Annotated in this window: 21 protein-coding genes and 4 tRNA genes; 22 read left to right on the top strand and 3 right to left on the bottom strand. The window is 40.3% G+C overall.

Annotated features, from left to right (window positions below):
* Nucleotides 1-3 precede the first annotated feature (3 nt).
* Nucleotides 4-2106, bottom strand: coding sequence for a heavy metal translocating P-type ATPase (locus tag ACZ42E_RS07485; RefSeq protein WP_464891720.1), 2103 nt, complete (start codon nucleotides 2104-2106; stop codon nucleotides 4-6).
* Between the two features lie 288 nt (nucleotides 2107-2394).
* Here ACZ42E_RS07485 and ACZ42E_RS07480 point away from each other — a divergent pair, with 288 nt between their 5' ends.
* The 9 genes from ACZ42E_RS07480 to ACZ42E_RS07440 all read left to right on the top strand — a co-directional run bounded on the left by ACZ42E_RS07480 (nucleotide 2395) and on the right by ACZ42E_RS07440 (nucleotide 8725).
* Entirely contained in the window at nucleotides 2395-3291 is an 897-nt protein-coding gene (locus ACZ42E_RS07480; RefSeq protein WP_464891719.1) for a LysM peptidoglycan-binding domain-containing protein, read from the top strand.
* A gap of 161 nt (nucleotides 3292-3452) precedes the next feature.
* Nucleotides 3453-4052: a flavodoxin family protein gene (locus ACZ42E_RS07475; protein ID WP_464893506.1), complete on the top strand. Its 600-nt coding sequence runs from the start codon at nucleotides 3453-3455 to the stop codon at nucleotides 4050-4052.
* Between the two features lie 119 nt (nucleotides 4053-4171).
* Nucleotides 4172-5257 (top strand): deoxyguanosinetriphosphate triphosphohydrolase, encoded by a 1086-nt coding sequence (locus ACZ42E_RS07470; protein WP_464891718.1) that lies wholly within the window; start codon nucleotides 4172-4174, stop codon nucleotides 5255-5257.
* Nucleotides 5258-5325: 68 nt separating this feature from the next.
* Nucleotides 5326-7116, top strand: coding sequence for a DNA primase (gene dnaG / locus ACZ42E_RS07465; RefSeq protein WP_464891717.1), 1791 nt, complete (start codon nucleotides 5326-5328; stop codon nucleotides 7114-7116).
* Nucleotides 7113-8216 carry an RNA polymerase sigma factor RpoD gene (gene rpoD, locus ACZ42E_RS07460; RefSeq protein WP_464891716.1) on the top strand — a complete coding sequence of 368 codons (1104 nt, stop codon included), beginning with the start codon at nucleotides 7113-7115 and terminating at the stop codon, nucleotides 8214-8216. The genes dnaG and rpoD overlap by 4 nt, the downstream gene beginning before the upstream one ends.
* A gap of 70 nt (nucleotides 8217-8286) precedes the next feature.
* Nucleotides 8287-8361: transfer RNA gene (locus ACZ42E_RS07455), tRNA-Asn, on the top strand.
* A gap of 127 nt (nucleotides 8362-8488) precedes the next feature.
* A tRNA-Ile gene (locus ACZ42E_RS07450) sits at nucleotides 8489-8564 on the top strand.
* Between the two features lie 5 nt (nucleotides 8565-8569).
* Nucleotides 8570-8644, top strand: a tRNA-Glu gene (locus tag ACZ42E_RS07445).
* Between the two features lie 5 nt (nucleotides 8645-8649).
* Nucleotides 8650-8725, top strand: a tRNA-Val gene (locus tag ACZ42E_RS07440).
* 52 nt (nucleotides 8726-8777) lie between these two features.
* On the opposite strand, the gene ACZ42E_RS07435 is transcribed toward ACZ42E_RS07440, so the two are convergent.
* On the bottom strand, nucleotides 8778-9338 hold the full coding sequence (locus tag ACZ42E_RS07435) for a hypothetical protein (RefSeq protein ID WP_464891715.1): 561 nt from the start codon (nucleotides 9336-9338) through the stop codon (nucleotides 8778-8780).
* 198 nt (nucleotides 9339-9536) lie between these two features.
* Here ACZ42E_RS07435 and ACZ42E_RS07430 point away from each other — a divergent pair, with 198 nt between their 5' ends.
* On the top strand, nucleotides 9537-11450 hold the full coding sequence (locus ACZ42E_RS07430) for an AMP-dependent synthetase/ligase (protein ID WP_464891714.1): 1914 nt from the start codon (nucleotides 9537-9539) through the stop codon (nucleotides 11448-11450).
* Between the two features lie 27 nt (nucleotides 11451-11477).
* Here ACZ42E_RS07430 and ACZ42E_RS07425 read toward each other — a convergent pair whose 3' ends face one another.
* Nucleotides 11478-12332: a DegV family protein gene (locus tag ACZ42E_RS07425; RefSeq protein ID WP_464891713.1), complete on the bottom strand. Its 855-nt coding sequence runs from the start codon at nucleotides 12330-12332 to the stop codon at nucleotides 11478-11480.
* A gap of 136 nt (nucleotides 12333-12468) precedes the next feature.
* Here ACZ42E_RS07425 and ylxM point away from each other — a divergent pair, with 136 nt between their 5' ends.
* From ylxM to ACZ42E_RS07365, 12 genes are all read left to right on the top strand, one after another.
* Nucleotides 12469-12816, top strand: coding sequence for a YlxM family DNA-binding protein (ylxM, locus tag ACZ42E_RS07420; RefSeq protein ID WP_464891712.1), 348 nt, complete (start codon nucleotides 12469-12471; stop codon nucleotides 12814-12816).
* A gap of 17 nt (nucleotides 12817-12833) precedes the next feature.
* On the top strand, nucleotides 12834-14180 hold the full coding sequence (gene ffh, locus ACZ42E_RS07415; RefSeq protein WP_464891711.1) for a signal recognition particle protein: 1347 nt from the start codon (nucleotides 12834-12836) through the stop codon (nucleotides 14178-14180).
* Between the two features lie 41 nt (nucleotides 14181-14221).
* Nucleotides 14222-14488, top strand: a complete 267-nt coding sequence (gene rpsP, locus ACZ42E_RS07410; protein WP_464891710.1) for a 30S ribosomal protein S16 — start codon at nucleotides 14222-14224, stop codon at nucleotides 14486-14488.
* Nucleotides 14489-14516: 28 nt separating this feature from the next.
* A complete protein-coding gene (locus ACZ42E_RS07405) occupies nucleotides 14517-14747 on the top strand; it encodes a KH domain-containing protein (RefSeq protein ID WP_464891709.1) in 231 nt (76 codons plus the stop codon).
* Between the two features lie 54 nt (nucleotides 14748-14801).
* Nucleotides 14802-15317, top strand: a complete 516-nt coding sequence (gene rimM / locus ACZ42E_RS07400) for a ribosome maturation factor RimM (RefSeq protein WP_464891708.1) — start codon at nucleotides 14802-14804, stop codon at nucleotides 15315-15317.
* A gap of 40 nt (nucleotides 15318-15357) precedes the next feature.
* A complete protein-coding gene (gene trmD, locus ACZ42E_RS07395) occupies nucleotides 15358-16086 on the top strand; it encodes a tRNA (guanosine(37)-N1)-methyltransferase TrmD (protein WP_464893505.1) in 729 nt (242 codons plus the stop codon).
* A gap of 4 nt (nucleotides 16087-16090) precedes the next feature.
* Nucleotides 16091-16666: an RNA methyltransferase gene (locus tag ACZ42E_RS07390; RefSeq protein WP_464891707.1), complete on the top strand. Its 576-nt coding sequence runs from the start codon at nucleotides 16091-16093 to the stop codon at nucleotides 16664-16666.
* A gap of 119 nt (nucleotides 16667-16785) precedes the next feature.
* Entirely contained in the window at nucleotides 16786-17133 is a 348-nt protein-coding gene (gene rplS, locus ACZ42E_RS07385) for a 50S ribosomal protein L19 (RefSeq protein WP_464891706.1), read from the top strand.
* A gap of 65 nt (nucleotides 17134-17198) precedes the next feature.
* Nucleotides 17199-18035 (top strand): ribosome biogenesis GTPase YlqF, encoded by an 837-nt coding sequence (gene ylqF, locus ACZ42E_RS07380; RefSeq protein ID WP_464891705.1) that lies wholly within the window; start codon nucleotides 17199-17201, stop codon nucleotides 18033-18035.
* A gap of 181 nt (nucleotides 18036-18216) precedes the next feature.
* The gene (yedE, locus tag ACZ42E_RS07375) at nucleotides 18217-19287 is read left to right on the top strand and encodes a YedE family putative selenium transporter (protein WP_464891704.1); all 1071 of its coding nucleotides are present in this window, start codon (nucleotides 18217-18219) and stop codon (nucleotides 19285-19287) included.
* A gap of 11 nt (nucleotides 19288-19298) precedes the next feature.
* Nucleotides 19299-19508 carry a sulfurtransferase TusA family protein gene (locus tag ACZ42E_RS07370; RefSeq protein WP_464891703.1) on the top strand — a complete coding sequence of 70 codons (210 nt, stop codon included), beginning with the start codon at nucleotides 19299-19301 and terminating at the stop codon, nucleotides 19506-19508.
* Between the two features lie 177 nt (nucleotides 19509-19685).
* Nucleotides 19686-20792, top strand: coding sequence for a CapA family protein (locus tag ACZ42E_RS07365; protein ID WP_464891702.1), 1107 nt, complete (start codon nucleotides 19686-19688; stop codon nucleotides 20790-20792).
* The last annotated feature ends 8 nt before the right edge of the window (nucleotides 20793-20800 follow it).

Here is a 20800-nt window from a genome sequence, read left to right as displayed (position 1 = left end):
TTATTATAAAGATATTTTCAGCAGGCGAGACGAATTAAGGAGCACTGATAAAGTATTTAGATTACTGATTATAAAACTGCTCAAGGGGCTGCTTATCCCGGCTAGGGCTAATCCAAGGCCGGAAAGATTGAAGATACCGGCAAGGGCCAGGTTTTGCCTGGATATTTGGAAACTTAATCTGGAGATTTGAATAGTTTTGTTTATATTGTCAAGATTTGAATCCAGTAATATTATATCAGCATTGTTTATTACAGCTCTTTGAGGGGAAGATCCGGGTACAAAACTTACATCAGCTGTACGTAATGCAGGTATATCATTTATACCATCGCCTATTACAGCTACTTTTTTAGCTTTTAATTTGACTTTTTGTACTATATTTTCTTTTTCAGCAGGTGAAACTTCTCCATATACAAAATCTGCTCCTATTTTTTTTCCTATATTTTGAGCTGCATATCTGTTGTCTCCTGTAAATATTCCTATATGTTTAATACCGGTTATGCGAAGATTGTGGATGCTTCTTATATTTTGGGGATTAATTATATCCTCTAAAACAATCAAACCTGCTATCTGGTTGTCAATGCTTACATAAAGCACAGAATATCCTCTGAGGGATAAACTTTTATATTTTAGTTCTATATCTTCAGGAATAGTAATGTTTTGAGTTTTCATAAACCTGCTGTTACCGACACTTACTGTTTTGCCTTTAATATTGGCTTTTACACCTTGTGCTATTTGCAGATTTAATTTTTTTATAGGGAGCAGTTCCATATTTAGTTTTTGAGCTGTATTAATCAGAGCATATCCGCGGGGATGCATTGAGTCTTGTTCAGTAGAGGCAGCCAGTTTTAAGATTTGTTCCGGTGAATATTTATCAGTGGTTGCGATTATTTGCTTAAATTGTGTTTCGGTAGTTAAAGTTCCTGTTTTATCAAATATTATAGTATCTGTTTCTGCCAGGTTTTCTAAAGATTTAATGTCTTTGATTAAGATATTGTTTTGTGCTGCTTTGGCTAATGCAAAACGATAAGCCCCTAACGCTGACATACTTGCAGCTGTAGGGTTAGCGGCAAGAAGCACAGATATGGATCGTTTGATATCACGGGTAAATATAAATGAACTTAATGCACAGATAAAAGATATTTTAGTTATTTTATTAATATAAGAATTTATATCGTTACTTACTTCAGTATTGACAGTGGCTTTTTTAACTACTTCATCCAGATCAGTAAGTATTTTATCATCAAAGGAGGTAGTTATTTTTATTTCTCCAGATTTTATGAAACTACCGGCCATAACATGATCCCCGCTTGATTTAATAAGAGGGATAGGGTTGCCACTTACTGAAGATTCATCAATTACTGCTGAACCTTCTATTATTTGGGCGCTATAAGGAATATATTGCGATTTTTTTAAAACTAAGGGTTTATTAGCAAAATAAGAACTGTCATCCAATCCAGGAAGTTTTTGCAATATATCTTCTAGATTTTCCTCCGAAGATTTCATTACCATACTATATATAAGTGCATTTAAATAACTTAACCATAATACTAAAATGCCCAAAATATTTTTTTGTAAAAATAACAAAACAAAAATGGTACTGCCTACCAAAAGGTCGTGATTGATTTTTAGCTTACCGGTTAAAAATTTAAGACCGCTGTTTAAAAAAGGGTAAGCAGCAATTATATTTATGATAGCATTAAGATTAAAAACTAAAGGGCGCATAGGAGCCTTTTTTGGTGAAGATATGCGATTTATCAAAAGAAAGAGTGCTGCAGCACCTATAATGAATAACCTTATTATTTGAGCTTTTATACTTATGTCTTCAGGTTCGGTTATAGGTAAATTTTTTTTAGCTGTTTTATTTTCGATTTTTTTTTCTATAATAGTTAATTTTTTTTCTATTTCTTCTGAAGAGAGCTGCTGGGGATTATATTGGATAAGAATACGCCCGGTAAGTTTATTGATTTTTAAAATATTGATATCAGGGGTATGCAGTTCCTGTTCAATGATTTTTAGAATAACAGGATTGTTTTTTATCTCAGGAAAGTTGAGGCGTATTCTGCCTGGTATATAATGAGAAATGCGGGATAGAATTTGTGTTTGCATTTTTATCACCTCATGAAATTGAAAATAGTCCTTTTAGCAGTTTTTGTTTCAGGCCAGTGATTTATACTTTTTTTAAAAAATACTTAAGGATAAGGAAATTATATACATTATAGTATTAATAATACATATAGGAATTAATGTTAATATTTTTAACTTAAATACAACAAAAAAAAGATGCTTACATTTGTTGAAAGATTATACAGGTAGGACAAACATTTCGTAGTTTGTCTCTTTTTTTTTGTTGTGACTAAAATATGATAACTTCTTAGTTTAAGGGAGAGTGATGAAGTGAACTGCAAAACGAAGTTTAAGTTGGGGAGAATACTTTTATTATTGATGTTTTTTACTGTAAGTTCTTTAATTATTACGGGTGATGTTTTAGCCGATTATGGAAATTTAGATTTAAAGTTAGGAAGCAAAGGTACATATGTACAAAATTTGCAGCGTGATTTGACTTTTTTAGGTTATGATACCAAAGGGGTAGACGGGATTTTTGGCAGCAATACCTATAATGCAGTAGTCAGATTTCAGAAAGATAATAACCTGTATCCTGATGGCATAGTTGGCAGACAGACTAAAGAGATGCTTTTAAGGAAAAAGGCGGAAAGGACTTATGTAGTAAAATCAGGAGATACTTTATATAAAATAAGTTTAAAATACGGAATAACTGTAAATGCATTAAGACAGGCAAATAATCTCAAATCTGACATGATATACCCTGGACAGGTGCTATTAATACCTGCATCGAATATGACTGCTCCTTCCCGCAGTGGAATAAGGTATCCGGAAGCAGCAGACTGGTGGACTGAAGTGCAGTATGTATTTACCAGAGGCAGTATTGCTACCGTTACTGATGTAGATACCGGAATAAGTTATCAGGTAAAGAGAAAAGGCGGTACCAATCATGCTGACTGTGAACCTTTAACCAAAGCTGATACCGCCAAAATGAAGCAGATATATGGTGGGCAGTGGAGCTGGGCAAGACGGGCAATAATAGTAAGTGTTAACGGACGTGTTTTTGCTGCTTCTCAGAATGGAATGCCCCATGGGCTATATGATATTTATGATAATAATTTTGACGGCCATTTTTGTATCCACTTCAAAAACAGCAGAACCCATGGAACTGACAGGGTGGATGAAGCTCACCAGGCAGCAATAATGAAAGCAGCCAGCTACAGGATATAGGTATAAAACAGGAGAAAACCCGGAATATTCCGGGTTTTCTCTATTTTTAGTCATAAATTGAATTTGTGTGAAATAAAATAAATAATTAAGCATAAATATAGAGGAATATGATTTAAAATGTAGTATTAAAATAGCAGTGGAGGTGTAATTAAATGTCCGAATTGTTAATTGTAGCAATAAATGGAAGCCCTGATCGGGAAGGAAATACCGCATTTTTGCTAAGAAAAGCAGCCGATGAATGTGAAAAAATGGGGGCCAGGGTTGAATTCATCCACTGTCAGCAGGTAATTAAAGACCTGGCTACCCCTTTTTGTGTGGCCTGTTCTGCACCTTGTTCCGGAAAATGTTTTAAGGATAAAGAAATGGAAAAAGCTTTAGAGCTTATTTCTAAAGCTGACGGCATTATTATGGGGAGTCCGGTTTATTTTGGTACTGTTTCTGCACAGCTTAAGGCTTTTTGGGATAAAACAAGAGGCTTAAGAAATGATAAAAAACTTCTTAATGTGGTAGGAGGAGCTGTGGCGGTAGGAGCTTCCAGATTTGGCGGACAGGAAACTACTATCAGGGCTATGCAGGATATGATGCTGGTACAGGGTATGATAGTAGTAGGAGACGGTTATTATGATGATGACTGCGGACATATGGGAGCTGCAGGGCAAAGACCGTCCTGGGAAGATGATAATGCTGTATTAAGAGCCTCTATTATTGGTAAGAGAATAGCTGAGGTAGCAGGAGCTACTAAGCCTTTGAGGATGCGCTAGGTTTATTGCTGTTTTTGTTGAGGAGTAAGATATTAAGGCGGTTTAGCACGCAAAATCCTTAAGCTTAGGGCTTTAAGGATTTTTGTTATTTTTAGCAATTTTAAAGGGGGGAAGAAGTTTTGCATATAAGAGAAGAACTGGAAGCCAGGGAACAAAAGATGCTGAGCACTTTTGCTACTTTAGCCATCAATTCCAGGGGCAGAAGGGAGAAAGAAGAGATGGATCCTATTCGAACCTGTTTTATGGTGGATCGGGATCGGGTAATTCATTCCAAGTCATTTCGCCGCCTTAAACATAAAACACAGGTTTTTATTGCTCCCCCCGGTGATCATTACCGGAGCCGCCTTACTCACACCCTGGAGGTAAGCCAGATTGCAAGAACAATAGGGGCTGGCTTAAATCTTAACCTTGATTTGATTGAGGCCATAGCCCTGGCCCATGATGTAGGACATACCCCTTTTGCCCATGCGGGTGAACAGGTTTTGGATGAGCTTTTGCCTGGAGGATTTAAACATAATGAAAATAGTATTCGGGTTTTAACCCGGGTGGAACAGCATAAGGGCAGAAATGGACTTAACCTTACTGAAGAAGTTTTGGATGGTGTTCTTTATCACAGTGGCTATGATAAAGAAGATAAGAAGCCATTTACTCCTGAAGGGCAGGTCGTACGGCTAAGCGACAAGATTGCTTATGTGCAGCATGATATTGATGACTCTATAAGAGCAGGGCTTTTGACCCTGGAAGATATTCCGAAAGAATATCTGGAAGTGCTGGGCTACACCCACAGCCAGCGGATAGCTACCCTGGTTACTGATACTATATACAATACCCGCAGAATTTGGGAAGAATCGGGTGAGCTTATCGTTGTCCCCAGTCCCCGGATAGAAGAAGCCCTGAAAGGTTTAAGAAAATTCATGTTTGAAAATGTATATACTGGTCCGGTATGTCAGGCAGAAAGAAGCAGGGCTTCTTTTATTATTGAGCATTTGTATGATTATTATCGCAAGAATCCGGGCAAGATGAGCCCTCTTTACCGGGAGATAGCTGATGAGGAAGGACTGGAGAGAGCAGTGGCAGATTATATTTCCGGCATGAGTGACGAATACTGTATTTCTGTGTTTAAAGATTTATATATTCCTCAGTCTCTGGTGCCGGAAGCCTTCAGGTTATATGAAGAAAAAAAGGGTGAGATAATTAAAAACTAAAAATGTTAGACATATTTAGAATATTTAGAAGGAGTTTATCTTTTTTTATCGAATAGTAGGTGAGGTAAATGAATTCTTATCAAGGTAGCAATGATATAGTTGAAGAAATAAAGCTAAGGCTGGATATAGTTGATGTAGTTTCAGAAACTGTAAGTTTGACACGCAAGGGAAACCGCTACTGGGGGAAATGCCCTTTTCATCAGGAAAAAACACCGTCTTTTTGTGTTACGCCTGAAAAAAATATGTATTACTGTTTCGGCTGCCATGCCGGTGGCGATATATTTTCTTTTGTAATGAGAAGGGATGGAGTAAGTTTTAAGGAAGCTCTGGAGATTTTAGCAGCTAAAGCGGGGATTAATATTTCTTCCGCCAGTTTTAAAAAAGAAAATGGGGATATCAGGAAAGTTATCCTCGATATTAATAAAAAAGCCTCCCTTTTTTACCATGACATGCTGAAAAAGCCGGAAGGGCAAGAAGCTAGAGAATATTTGGCAAAAAGGGGTATAACAGAGGAAATTGTTGATCTTTTTAAATTAGGTTATGCTCCGGATGATTGGGAAAGCCTGAAAGCTTTTATGCTTTCCCAGGGGGTGGCAGGTGATTATCTGGTTAAATCAGGTTTGTTAAAAAAGAGCGAGAAAACCGGAAATTATTTTGATCTTTTCCGCAATCGCATAATTTTTCCGATTTTTAAATATAATGGCGATATTGTGGCTTTTGGGGGAAGGGTTTTGGATGACAGCCTTCCCAAATACCTTAATTCCCCGGAGACTGAGCTTTTTTCCAAAAGAAGCAATCTCTATGGCCTTTTTCAGGCCAAAGAAGCGATTAGAGAGGCTAATGAGGCTATCCTGGTGGAAGGTTATATTGATTGTGTAAAGCTTTACCAGGCTGGTATAAAAAATGTGGTAGCTTCTCTGGGAACGGCTTTTGCACCGGAACAGGCGAGACTTCTGGCGCGTTATACGGAAAAGGTAATAATCCTGTATGATGGTGATGAAGCAGGACAAAAGTCAGCTTTGAGGGCAGGAGAGATTTTACATGAAGAAAAGCTGCAGACTTATGTGGCATTACTTCCCGGGGGACATGATCCGGATGAGTATATCGATTTAGTCGGAAAAGAGGATTTTTTGACATTTATACAGAATAATAAAATAAGCTATATAGAATTTAAAATCGACAGATATATAAAAAATCAGAAAACGATGCAGCTGGAGGATAAGATACGGGTAATAAATGCGATAAAATCCGATATATTGGATTTAGAAAGTGAAATAGCCAGGGACTATTATATAAAAGTGCTGGCAAAAAAATTACAGCTGGAAGAAAATCTTATATATCGCGAGATAAACCGTATAAACCCCAAAAAAACGGATAAAACTGGGAATAAAACTATAACAAAAAGGTATAATATAAAATACGGTAATTATACATGGGAAGATAGATTAATGGCGGCTATGCTTATGGACAGCGCAGTATTTAAATATGTAAAAGAAAAAGCAGGTTACGGGATATTTACTAATGAGGATTATCGCCAGATATGTATGGTATATGATGAGATAGGTGAAAAGGATAATATGGAAAAAGAAAGGCTTTTAGAAGCCAGGCTGCAGGAAAAAGGACTTATGTCCTGTTATGCTAAATTAACTTTTTTAATACAGGATGGTAATGTTTTAAGCAAGGCACAGATAGCCGATGTAGTTAAAAGATTTTTAGAAAGCAGGAGAGAAGCTATCTGGCAAAAATTTTTTGCCAGGATAAATATTTTGAAGGATAAAGGGGATTTTAAGGAAGTGTTGAAGTTTCTGGTTTATCTTGATTTATTTCTAAATAATGCCCAGGAAGGGGGGATAAGATGAAATTGGACAAGAAGCTGGATGGAATAGTAAAAATGCTGGAAACAAAAGCCAAGAAAAAAAAGTATATAACCTATAATGAGATTATCGATGAATTACAGGTTTTCAGTAACTTAGAACCTGAAGATATTGAAGAAATATTAGAACGCCTGCATTCATCGGGCATAAACGTAGTTGTTGGGGATTCTGATATTGATGCTGGCATTGATGATGCTGGTCTTGATATAGACCCGGAAGCTCTTGATTTAGAAGAGGTAATGATCCCAGAAGGGATTGAAATAGATGATCCTGTTCGCATGTATTTGAAGGAAATAGGAAGGGTGCCTCTTCTTACAGCTGATGAAGAAATAGAATTGGCCAAAAGGATTGAAAACGGGGATGAAGAAGCGAAAAGAATGCTGGTAGAAGCCAACCTGAGACTGGTAGTAAGTATTGCCAAACGTTATGTGGGAAGAGGGATGTTGTTTCTGGATCTCATTCAGGAAGGCAATCTGGGCCTTATGAAGGCGGTAGAAAAGTTTGATTATCGCAAAGGCTACAAATTCAGTACCTATGCTACCTGGTGGATAAGGCAGGCTATTACCAGAGCCATAGCAGACCAGGCCCGCACCATAAGGATTCCTGTGCATATGGTGGAAACTATAAATAAATTATCAAGGGTACAAAGGAGCCTTCTGCAAAGCCTGGGAAGAGAGCCTACCCCGGATGAAATTGCGGAAGAAATGGATATTCCTGTGGATAGGGTTATTGAAATAATGAAGGTAGCCCAGGAGCCTGTATCACTGGAGACTCCTATTGGAGAAGAAGATGACAGCCATCTGGGAGATTTTATAACTGATGAAGATGCAGAGTCTCCTGAAGAGTCAGCCTCTTTTGTACTGTTAAGGGAACACCTGGATGGGATCTTGAGTACCCTGACTGAGCGCGAAGAAAAAGTTTTGCGCCTGAGGTTTGGATTGGATGATGGCAGGCCGCGAACTTTAGAAGAAGTAGGGCAGGAGTTTGGGGTTACCAGAGAACGCATAAGGCAGATTGAGGCTAAAGCGTTGCGCAAGTTGAGGCATCCCTCCCGCAGTAAAAAACTTAAAGACTATATAGAATAAAAAATAAAAAATGTGTTGACAATTTAAAAGGTGGCGTATATAATAAATATCGTTGAGGCGATGATGATGTTCCTCGATAGCTCAACGGTAGAGCATCCGGCTGTTAACCGGAGGGTTGCAGGTTCGAATCCTGCTCGGGGAGCCATTTAGAAAACTTTAAAGCGGTAACCACGTTACCGCTTTTTACTTGAATAAATTGCAGCGAAATAAGTTTTAGTCTATTGACCTGAGGGAAAAAATTTAATATACTTATTTCGCGGGTTAAATTTCCCGGGCCTATAGCTCAGTTGGTAGAGCTACCGGCTCATAACCGGTTGGTCCCAGGTTCGAGTCCTGGTAGGCCCACCATGTTTGGCCCCTTGGTCAAGTGGTTAAGACACCGCCCTTTCACGGCGGTAACAGGGGTTCGAATCCCCTAGGGGTCACCAAATACGGGCGATTAGCTCAGCTGGGAGAGCACCTGCCTTACAAGCAGGGGGTCGTAGGTTCGAGCCCTGCATCGCCCACCATAGCGAAATTATAAGAGCTCAGTTTGAAAACTGAGCTCTTTCTTTTTGGGGATTATTTGGGATTTTCTTTTTTTGTCTCCCTTTCCTCAAGTTCGAGCTTGTATATTTCAAAACCATCACTGTTAAAGCGGGCATGGATTTTATAGCAGATAGTCTGCATGAAATCCGGGCAATCGATCTGGTAGGTGCGGATAAAGATAATTTCCTTTTCTTTTATTTCCCATCTGATAAATGGCAAATCTTCTTCGGTAATCATAGGCAGTCCTTCCCTGGGGATTATTACCTGCTTTTTGATTTCTGGCTGATAGGCGGTTGCATAATTGATAATTTGCCAGGCTAATTCCGCACAAAAACCTTGTTCAAGGTATTTTAGAATCTCGCTGTTGTTTTCTCCGTGATCAGATATGATAAAACCTTTTTCTATGTGTGTTTCTTTCAGGAAAAGGTTATAAAAACTGTAACGGTATATGAGTTCGGAAAGTAAAAGTTTTTTTATTTCTGCCCTGCTTAAAGCCTCTGGATTAAAGATGGGATTTTCCGCAGCATAAAGAGGAGCAGGAGCTAAATTAAAAAATACAATCAATATCAGGGTATAAGCTGCCAGTTTTTTCATACAATACTCCTTTTTTTAATTTATTATAATATTTTCCAGATAATGGAACGATAATTTTTGGTCGAAATAAAGCAGAACAAAATAAATAAAATTAAGACATTTTGTAATAAAAATATTACGAAATACTGTAATATCATATTGAATAGTGATAAAATAAAAATAACGGACAGGAAAAATTGATGGTGAGGGGGAAGGACTATGGAGATGCTTGAAAGGTTTGAAAAAGAAGTAAAAACCTTGCCGAGGATGTTCTACAATACGGTAGAGAATTTCCCTGAACGGCCAGCCATGAGGTTCAAGATGGAAGGGACTTATGTCACTCTGAGTTATAAGGGTTTTGCTGATATTGTCCAGGAAATAGCCAATGGGCTTTTAAGTTTAGGGGTGGCTAAAGGCACAGCTATTGGGCTTATGGCTCATACCTGCGAAAGATGGGGCTGGGTTGATTTTGCTATCCAGTGTGCAGGAGGAATTACAGTTACTATATATCCGACTTTATCAGCCGGGGAAGCATCTTTTATTTTAAAACACTCCGAGGCCAAACTCCTTTTTGTAGGCAACAGTGATATTGCAAGCCGTATAGAAACCGCCTTGCATAATCTTCCGGAGCTGGAATACATAATTGTAATGAATTCTACTTATCAGGGCAACCATCCCAAAATAATGAACTTAAGTGAACTGCGGGACAAAGGAAAGGCCTATGCCCTGCAGAACCCTATGGCGCTGCAAAACCGCTGGGAATCCTTAAAAGGCAGTGATCCTTCCAGCATAATATATACTTCAGGTACTACCGGGAATCTTAAAGGAAGCCTTTTAACACATGAGGACCTTATCGGGGCTCTGGCACGCAGCCTCAAACACATGGAAATAGGCGGCTATCCTGTAACTTATAATGATGTAGCTTTTTCCCTTTTACCCCTTGCCCATATATGGGAAAGAAATAATTCTTATCTGGCCATGATATCTGTAGGAGGCTGTATAGGATATGCTGAAAAGCCTACCACTCTGATTCAGGATATCCAGCAGATTAAGCCTACCTGGGTCCTTCTGGTGCCGCGCTTGTGGGATCGCATTTATGCCGGATTTAAGGCAGCCTTTTGCAGCAGTCCTGAAGGCAAGGAGCTTTTTGATTGGGCTTACCGGATAGGTGAGAAGGTACTGGAGAAAAGGACCAAGCCTAATGGCGCTATAGATTTGACAGAAGATCCTGCCAAATATTTAGATGAAGAATTGGCCCGCGATTTTAAGAGGGCGGATGCCATGGTATTCAGCCAGCTCAGGCAGTTTTTGGGAGGCAATCTTAAAATACCCTATTCAGGAGGAGGACATCTCCCGCCTGATCTGCATCGCAATTACCTGGTTCTTAATTTCCCGCTTCTCAACGGCTGGGGTCTTACTGAAACAGCAGCCGGCATAAGCCATGGCTATCCCAACGCCACCAAGATTGGCTGGCTTTCCAGGATGGTTCCCGGTGTGGAAGCTAAGCTGGATGAAGATGGGGAAATTTTGGTAAGAGGGGTAGGCATAATAAGAGAATATTATAAAGATCCGGAAGAAACCAAACTGGCTTTTACTGAGGATGGCTGGTTCAGGACAGGGGACATTGGGGAATTTGATGAGGATGGATTTTTAAGGATTATTGAGCGCAAAAAACATATCATAGTTATGGATACCGGAAAAAATGTGGCTCCTGCAAAGATTGAATCTAAATTTATTAACAGCCCAATAATAGAACAGGTAGTAGTCCTGGGAGATAACCGCAAGTTTATTTCTGCACTTTTGGTTCCCGCTTTTGATGTAATCCTTTATATGATGAGGGAGAAAGGTATTGCCTTTGATGAAACGAAACTGAAATATGCAGAGATAAATGGGATAAATACCTGTATAGAGGTGGGAGAAGATGTTATAAGCCATCCTTTTGTGAAAGAAATGGTAGCGGAAGAGGTTAAACGCATAAACCAGTATCTGGAAGACTATGAAACTATTAAGGACTACCGCATCCTCCCGCATAAATTTACTGAAGAAGCTGGAGAACTTACCCCCACCTTGAAGATAAAACGCAAGGTAGTTATGGAAAAATACAAGGATTTGATCGAAGATATATATAAATAAAAATAAGCGGCTTTAAAGCCGCTTATTTTATACCTCATAAAAGCTTACTCCCAGGAGGCCGGGACCGGTGTGAACCCCCAGAGTGGGGCTGATGTCAGAACATATAAACTCCTGGATGTTAGGAAGTTTTTTAAGCCTTTCTACCAGTTTTTCAAATTCTTCTTTGGCTCCCCCGTGCATTACTGCCAGATTTATTTTTTTGTTTTGTACGGTTTCCTCTACAATTTCTGCCAGTTTTTCAATAGATTTTTTGCGCCCTTTGGCTTTGGCATATACGAAGTACTGCCCTTCTTCATCTACAGATATTATAGGCTTTATGTGCAGAAACTGGCCGAGCATGGATGCCACTTTGCCTATGCGTCCGCCGCGGCGCAGGTATTCCAGGGTTTCAATTACATAAAACACTTTTACCTGGGACTGGATTTTTTGTACATGTTCCACAACTTTATCCCAGCTCATGCCGGAGGCGATGCTTTTTGCCGCTTCCATCACTATAAAACCGCTTCCTATGGATAGGGTTTTGGTATCCAAAACTTTTATTTTGAGGTCATTAATTTCCCTGGCTATCATTTTTACAGTATTATAAGTGCCGGATAGCTTGCTGGAAAGATGGAGGGCCAGTACATGGCTGAAGCCTTCTTCCCTGATCTTTTCCAGAGTAGTTTTAATCTCTTCCGGAGCAGGCATGGAAGTGGTGGGGATTTCTTCCGGCATGCGGGAATATACTTCTTCCGGCTGAATATCTTCGCGGTCGGAATAAGCTTGATTTCCGTAAATAACCTTAAGGGGCAAAACTTTTATCCCGTATTTCTGGATAATCTCCCGGGGGAGATCACAGGCACTATCTGTTAAAATCGCTATTTTTTCAAACAAAACCTTCACCTCAGATTTTGGATATTTAATTAATTATATGGCTTTTCCATTTTAAAAGCAATTTTTATTTCTTGACATGGAATGACAATTAATATAGAATACTTGCGTAAAGGATATTTACTTTACACCTTGGAGAAGATATTATATGCTTGCCAAAAGGGAATACCTCATAATGCTTAAGGATTTTTATGCGTCTCTGCTCACAGATAAACAGCAATATGTTCTGGAACTATATTATGAACATGACCTTTCCCTCTCCGAGATAGCTGAGGAGATGGGAATTTCCCGCCAGGCCGTCCATGATCTTATAAAGCGGGCGGAAGGGCTGCTTAATGACTACGAAGAAAAGCTGAAACTGGTGCATAGATTTTTGATTATTAAAAATAGAATAGAGGAAGTATGTAATCTGATGCAGGATGCAGAGTTTTTAGGCGATTGCAGTAAACGCGATGAAGTAGTAGGCATGTTGCGTGAGATAACCGATCTTTTATAGGGAAAAGGAGAGGTAAGGTGGCATTTGAAGGATTAACAGACAGGCTGCAGGATATATTCAGGAAATTGAGGGGCAAAGGCAAGATAACCGAAGAAGATGTAAAAGCTGCCATGCGGGAAGTGCGTCTGGCCTTGCTCGAAGCAGACGTCAATTTTAAAGTGGTGAAAGATTTTATAAACCGGGTAAAGGATAGAGCGGTAGGACAGGAAGTTTTGCAGAGCCTTACCCCCGGCCAGCAGATTATAAAAATTGTTTATGATGAAATGACTGAACTTATGGGGGGAAAGGAAAGCAAGCTTAATTTAGGCTCCAGGACACCGGCGGTAATTATGGCAGTAGGGCTGCAGGGGGCAGGAAAAACTACAACGGTGGCAAAATTGGCCAAGACTCTGGTTAAACAGGGAAGAAGGCCGCTTCTGGTAGCCTGCGATGTGTACCGCCCAGCAGCGATAAAGCAGCTGCAGGTACTGGGAGAACAGATTAATGTGCCGGTATTTTCTATGGGGCAAAATAATCCGGTAGATATTGCCAAAGCTTCTCTGCAGTATGCCAGGTCCAACAACCGGGATGTAGTTATACTGGATACGGCTGGACGCCTTCACATAAATGAAGAGTTAATGGAGGAGCTGAAGAATATAAAGGCAGCGGTTGCTCCTGATGAAATACTGCTGGTAGTAGATGCCATGACCGGGCAGGATGCAGTAAATGTAGCAGAGTCCTTTAATAATGACCTGGGCCTAACAGGAGTAATACTTACCAAGCTGGATGGAGATACCAGGGGAGGAGTTGCTCTTTCTGTTAAGGCAGTAACCGGTTGTCCCATCAAATATGTAGGGATGGGAGAAAAGCTTGATGCGCTGGAAGTTTTCCATCCTGACCGTATGGCTTCGCGTATACTGGGGATGGGGGATATCCTGACCCTGGTTGAGAAAGCCCAGGCCAGTTTTGATGAGAAAAAGGCCCGGGAGATGGAACGCAAAATCCGCCAGCAGGAATTTACTCTGGAAGATTTTTTGGAACAGATGCAGCAGGTAAGGTCTATGGGGCCTTTAGAAGAAATTTTGGGCATGATACCTGGTTTAGGAAAACAGCTTAAAGGGATGAAAGCAGAGTTTGATGAAAAAGAGCTTGCTCATATAGAAGCTATAATCAAGTCCATGACTCCCGAGGAAAGAAGAAATCCGGAGATAATAAATGGCAGCAGAAAAAAACGGATTGCCAGGGGAAGTGGAACCAAAGTACAGGATGTAAACCGTCTTTTAAAGCAGTTTGAGGAATCGCGCAGGCTTATGAAGCAGATTACTGATTTGGCAGGCAAAAAAGGCAAAAAGGGTGGTTTTCCACCTATAAAATTTCCTTTTTAATACCGCAGTTTAATGGCAATAATATAAAGGAGGTGAAGTAAGTGGCAACCAAGATCAGACTTAGAAGGATGGGGGCAAAGAAAAAGCCTTTTTACAGAATAGTGGTGGCTGATGCCAGATCTCCGCGTGATGGAAGGTTTATTGAAGAAATAGGCTATTATGATCCCAATACTACCCCTGCTACTATAAAGATTGATGAGGAAAAGGCATTAAAATGGCTCAGGAGTGGGGCTAAACCTTCTGATACCGCTAAATCTCTTTTGCAAAAAGAAGGTATACTGGCTAAATTTGCTGAAACCCGCAAATAGCATGGAAAGGAGCAGGGGGTGACATTAAGTGAAGGAATTAGTTGAGTATATTGCTAAATCACTGGTAGATAACCCCGATGCAGTTGAGGTAAGAGAAATTGAAGGAGAAAGGTCAATTATACTGGAACTGCGGGTTGCTCCAGAAGATATGGGAAAGGTTATAGGCAAACAAGGTAAAATTGCCAAATCCATCAGGACCCTTACCAAGGCAGCAGGTGCCAAACAGGGAAAAAGGGTAGTGGTAGAGATACTCAAATAGGGCTAGTTTTAGCCCTATAACCTTTATTAAGGGTTTTTTATGAGGTGATTTTTGGTGAATTATGATGAAATGGTCGCTATTGGCAAGATAATAGGCACTTTCGGGTTTAAAGGAACCGTGAAAATTGCCCTGTTAACGGATTTCCCGGAGAGGTTTAGGGAATTAAAGAGGGTAAGGCTGTACGGGGAAAGGATAAACCGGGATTTCGAGATTGAAGAAGCTAAAGCCTACAATAATATGTATTTGATAAAATTTAAGGGAATCGAATCCAAAGAGGAAGCTGCCAAATATAAAAATGTGTTCCTGATGATTCATGAGAGTGAGGTTTATCCTCTGCCTGAAGGGTATTATTATCATTTTCAGCTAAAAGGGCTTAAGGTATATGATGAAGAAAAAGGCTTTTTAGGGGAGCTTACTGAGATATTGGAAACAGGAGCCAATGATGTATATATAGTAAAATCTGAGGAATATGGCGAAGTTTTGCTGCCAGCTATCAAGAGTGTGATAAAAGAGGTAAATCTGGAGGAAAATGTAATGAGGGTAAAACTCCTTCCTGGGATTATTGACTAATCGCGTTAATTGGCTAAATTAGTGAGCAGGGAGGATAATGGTGAGGATAGATATATTAACCCTTTTTCCGGAAATGTTTGTTTCACCTTTAAATGCAAGTATCATAAAGAGAGCGCAGGAAAAAGGAAAAGTAGTTATAAATCTGGTGAATATAAGGGATTATGCCGGGAATAAACATGGACAGGTGGACGATTACCCTTATGGAGGGGGAGCCGGCATGGTCATGAAGCCTGATGTGGTGGTAAGGGCTATTGAAAGTGTAAGGGATGACAATTCCTGGGTAGCCTATATGTCACCACGAGGCAAGCCTCTAAATCAGGATAAAGTTAGAGAGCTGGCAGGAAAACCACATCTAATCTTGCTTTGCGGCCATTATGAAGGAATAGACGAAAGGGCACTGGATTTTGTCGATGAAGAGATTTCTATTGGAGATTATATATTGACAGGAGGAGAACTTCCGGCTCTGGTGGTAGTAGATGCAGTGGTAAGGCTGGTTCCTGGTGTACTGGGAGATGAAAAATCAGCTGAAGATGAATCTTTTTCCAGAGGCCTTCTGGAATATCCCCAGTATACGCGGCCCGGTGTTTTTCGCGACAGGAAAGTGCCGGAGATTTTACTTTCTGGTCATCATGAAAATATAAGGCTTTGGCGCAAAAAACAGAGCCTTTTGACTACTCTGCTTAAACGTCCGGAATTGCTCTTGAACCGGGAATATGATGAAGAAGAAAAAAGATTATTGCAGGAAATACTTTTTGGCAGGGAGCAGTGAAATTTTGAGAAAGGCCAAGGTATATATAGCCCTCTTGCACTATCCTATGTATAACAAGAGGATGGATATTGTAACTACCTCCATAACTAATCTCGATCTTCATGATATAGCCAGAGCTGCCCGCACTTATGACGTGGATGGTTTTTTGGTGGTTCATCCTTCGGAAAACCAGCATAAACTTCTAAAAGAGATTGTTGCTTACTGGCAGGAAGGCTATGGGGGGGAATATAATCCCGACCGTAAGGAAGCCTTTGACATACTAAGGACTTTTTATACCCTGGAAGAAGCCATGCAACATATAGAAAAGGAAACCGGTCAAAAGCCGCTGACCGTGGCAACTGATGCCAGGGTATATCCCAATACGGTTTCCTATCGTACTTTGAAAACTAAAATAAAAGAAGATGAAAATGTTTTTCTTGTCCTTTTCGGTACCGGCTGGGGTATAAAACGAGAACTCATGGAAGCATGTGATTATATACTGGAACCGGTAGAAAAGGATCGCACTTACAACCACCTGTCGGTACGCAGTGCGGTAGCCATAATTCTGGACCGCCTTTTAGGAGAAGAATGGTATTTATAATGTTTGTTTTTATCCCTTGTTAACAGTAATTGTTTATGCTAAAATCTAAATGTTATGTGTAATAAAGGTGGTCCGCTGCATGAAATATGCATGAACACCTGGTGGAAGGAGGTAAGAAAGTGCAGGACATAATCCGTTCAATCGAAGAAGAATATTATAAGAAAGATCTGCCTCAGTTTGGACCTGGAGATACTGTCAAGGTACATGTAAAAGTTATCGAAGGCAACCGGGAAAGAATCCAGGTTTTTGAAGGAACAGTAATAAAGATAAGAGGAGAAGGGCTTTCCAAGACTTTTACCGTACGCCGCATATCTTTCGGCGTAGGTGTAGAAAGAACTTTCCCCTTACATTCTCCTAAAATTGCCAAGATTGAAGTAGTAAGAAAAGGTAAAGTGCGTAGAGCACGTCTCTACTATCTGCGTGAACTGACTGGCAAAAAGGCTAAGGTTAAGGAAAAGGGAAGATAAATATAATACCGATTTTTTGAGAGAATACCATTAAAGGTATTCTCTTTTTTTGGAGGTAAGTTTTTATGGTAATAAACTGGTATCCGGGACATATGGTGAAGGCCAGGCGCGAAATAGAAAACAATGTAAAGCTGGTAGACATGGTAATTATTCTTCTCGATGCCAGGGCTCCTTTTTCCTGCCGCAACAAAGATCTGGAAAATCTGGTCAGCAAAAAGCCTTTAATCATGGTTTTAAGCAAGATTGACCTGGCGGATGAGGACTGTACGAGAAAATATATGGAAAAGCTGGGTGAAGAAGGTTTCAGGGTGGCAGCAGTAGATTCAATAACCGGAAAAGGTATGCCGCAGGTGTTAAGGGAGATTGGAGAAGCATATAAACCACTGGCTGACAGGATGCTGGCCAAAGGAAGAAGGATAAGGCCAGCCAGGGTTATGGTAGCGGGAGTGCCTAACATTGGCAAATCTACCTTTTTGAACTGTCTGGTGGGGCAGAAAGTGGCCAGAACGGGAGCCAAGCCAGGGGTTACCCGGGGGAAGCAGTGGATAAGGGTGCGGGAAGATATTGAATTTATGGATACCCCGGGACTCATGTGGCCTAAAATAGAAAATGAGGAGCAGGGTTTAAAACTTGCCCTGATTGATGTGATAGGGGAAAATGCTTATCAGGAAGATGAAGTTGCTTTATATCTGGTTAAAATTTTAAGAGAAAAAAGGCCGGAAATATTAAAGGAAAAGTTTAAGCTGGCGGAGATAGACGGAACTGACCTGGAGATATTGGAGAAAATAGGGAGAAAAAGGGGATGCCTTATTAAGGGCGGAGAAGTGGATTTTAACAAGACATGCAGCATGCTGCTCAATGATTTTAGAAAAGGGAGTTTGGGCAGAATAAGCCTGGACTAAATACATAAAGAGGTTGTCAAAACCCTCTTTTTTTTTTGCAAAAATTTTTTCAAAAAAGCAGGAATTTTTTAAATCCAAAAGAATATAAATCTATTGTGTATATGAAGCTTTAATCTAAATTATAACTTTAAGTTATAATTTAGAAAGGCTGATTAAAAATTAAGGAGGAGGTATTACATATATGGACCGCAGTAAGTGGTTTATTTTAATTACTGGACTTATTATCGGAGCTATTGCTGCTGTTCTGGTGAAGTTGGGGAATCCACCTAACATGGGCTTTTGTATCGCATGTTTTGAGCGGGACATAGCCGGCGCTCTAGGTTTGCACAGGGCGGCTCTGGTGCAGTATATGCGCCCTGAAATTATCGGTATAGTCCTGGGAGCACTTTTAACCTCGCTGTTTGCCGGGGAATTTAAAGCCCGCGGAGGTTCAGCTACTTTTGTCCGTTTTGTTATGGGCATTTTTATGATGATTGGCGCCTTGGTATTTTTGGGATGTCCCTTGCGTGATGTTTTGCGCATGGCGGGCGGAGATTATAATGCAGTGGTAGGATTTATAGGCTTTGTTTGTGGTGTGGCTACCGGGGTGTTTTTCTTGAAGCGAGGTTTCAATTTGGGACGCAGTGAATACAGCCATTCCAATGCGGGTGGGCTTGTGCTTCCTTTCATTTTCCTTTTATTCCTGTTTTTCCTGCTTAAAGGGCTTGTATTTAATCCGGAAGCAGGCGGCCCCCTTTTCTTCAGTGCGGAAGGGCCAGGTTCCAAATTTGCGCCCCTTGGTATATCCCTGGCTGCTGGACTTGTAGTAGGCGCTTTGGCTCAGAGAACACGGCTTTGCTTGAGTGGAGGAATAAGGGATTTTATACTTATAAGGGACAGCTACTTGCTTTTAGGTTTCCTGGGGATTTTTATCGGGGCTTTGATTTTAAATATAGCTTTTGGTTTCTTTAAACCTGGATTTGCTGACCAGCCGATAGCTCATACCATGTCGGTTTGGAACTTCCTGGGACTTTACCTGGTAGGAGTGACGGCAACCCTCCTGGGCGGATGCCCCTTAAGACAGCTTATCCTTTCCGGCGAAGGGGATATGGATGCTGCAGCGGTAGTTTTCGGCATGATTGTAGGTGCAGCTTTTGCCCACAACTTTATGTTTGCAGGTTCTCCCAACGGGGTAGGCATCTACGGCCAGATTGCCTGTGTGGTAGGTATCCTTGTTATGTTCTGGCTTGGCTTTAGTTTCAGGGAAGAATAGGAGGGAAAAGCATGGAAAAGGTGGATGTAAGAGGCTTAAGCTGTCCTATGCCGGTATTGAAGACCAAGAAGGTTATGGACAGCGGAGCGAAAGAAATATTAGTGGTGGGAACCAGCCAGGTATCCAAGGAAAATGTGGCTAAACTTGCCAGATCACAGGGATATGAAGTTGTGATGAAAATTGATAATAAGGATAACTGGGAAATGGAGCTCAGAAAATAACTTTCCTGGCTAAAACATATTAAGCTAAAATAGAGGAGAACACTTTTGTGTTTTCCTCTTTTTTGTTATAGATGTAAAATTAAAGGAAGGGCGGGCTTTTCTTTGCCAAAAAAGGTCTTGGGAATTATTTTGGTTGTGTTTTTGGGCTGTTTTAGTTCTTTTGTTTTATATATTAATATGGCTTCTCATACAAATAGTGTTCCGGCTGTTAAAAAAGAAGAAAGAGAGAATTCCCAAGAAGAGGTTATCCGAACTATAAACCTTACAGCTACTGGAGACTGCCTTATGCATAATACCCAGATTATGTCAGGAAGAAATCCGGATGGAAGCTATAATTTTGACTCTTTTTTTGCGGAAGTGGAAGATTTGATTAAAGAAGGGGATTATACTTCGGTATGCTTTGAGGCTCCTATGGCTGGCAAAGAAGCGGAATATACCGGATATCCCCTTTTTAACAGCCCGGATGAGATAGTTTATACCTTTAAAAAGGCGGGATTTGACCTTATAGTTACGGCCAATAACCATATTATGGATCGTGGCTATAAAGGAGCCGTAAGGACGATGGAGGTTATCGAAAAAGCAGGACTTGATTATGTAGGTACCTATAAAAACAAGGAAGATAGTGAAAAGTTTCTGATTAAGGATATTAACGGGGTAAAGGTAGGGTATATAGCTTATACTTACAGCACCAACGGCATTCCGGTTCCGGAGGAACATGCCTATTTTTTGAATTATATTGATGAAGAAAAGATATTAAGCGATATTGAGAGGCTAAGGCCAGAGGTTGATGTATTGATTCTGATTCTGCACTGGGGAGTGGAATACAGTCCCCAGCCTACCCAGGAACAGAGGATGATGGCGCGTAAGTTTCTGGAAAAGGGAGCTGATGTAATACTAGGGAGTCATCCTCATGTTATCCAGCCTATGGAGGTAATTAATATCGGCGGCAGGGATAAAGTTGTTTTTTATTCTATGGGAAATTTTATAAGCCACCAGAGAGGTATTGAACGCAACAGCGGAATAGTGGTAAAGCTCAAGTTTGCCAAAGACCTCAAGCGAAATATTACGGTTTTAGAGGAGGCAAGCTATACTCCCACTTTTTCCCATATGTATTATGAAAGCGGCAGGCTAAGATTCAGGGTAGTGCCAGTCAAGAGGACGATAGAAAAGATAATAAGCAAAGAGGAAGCTTATCTTGATGAAAGTTATGTACCAGTTCTGGAAGAGGTTTTAAATGCTACTTCTTCTACACTGGGTCCGCCTTTTTATCGCCGTTTGGAATAAAGCTGCAG

It is taken from the genome of Thermosyntropha tengcongensis (assembly GCF_055381335.1).
Note: the sequence above shows the minus strand (reverse complement) of the source record. Positions and strands in the feature narration are given on the sequence as shown.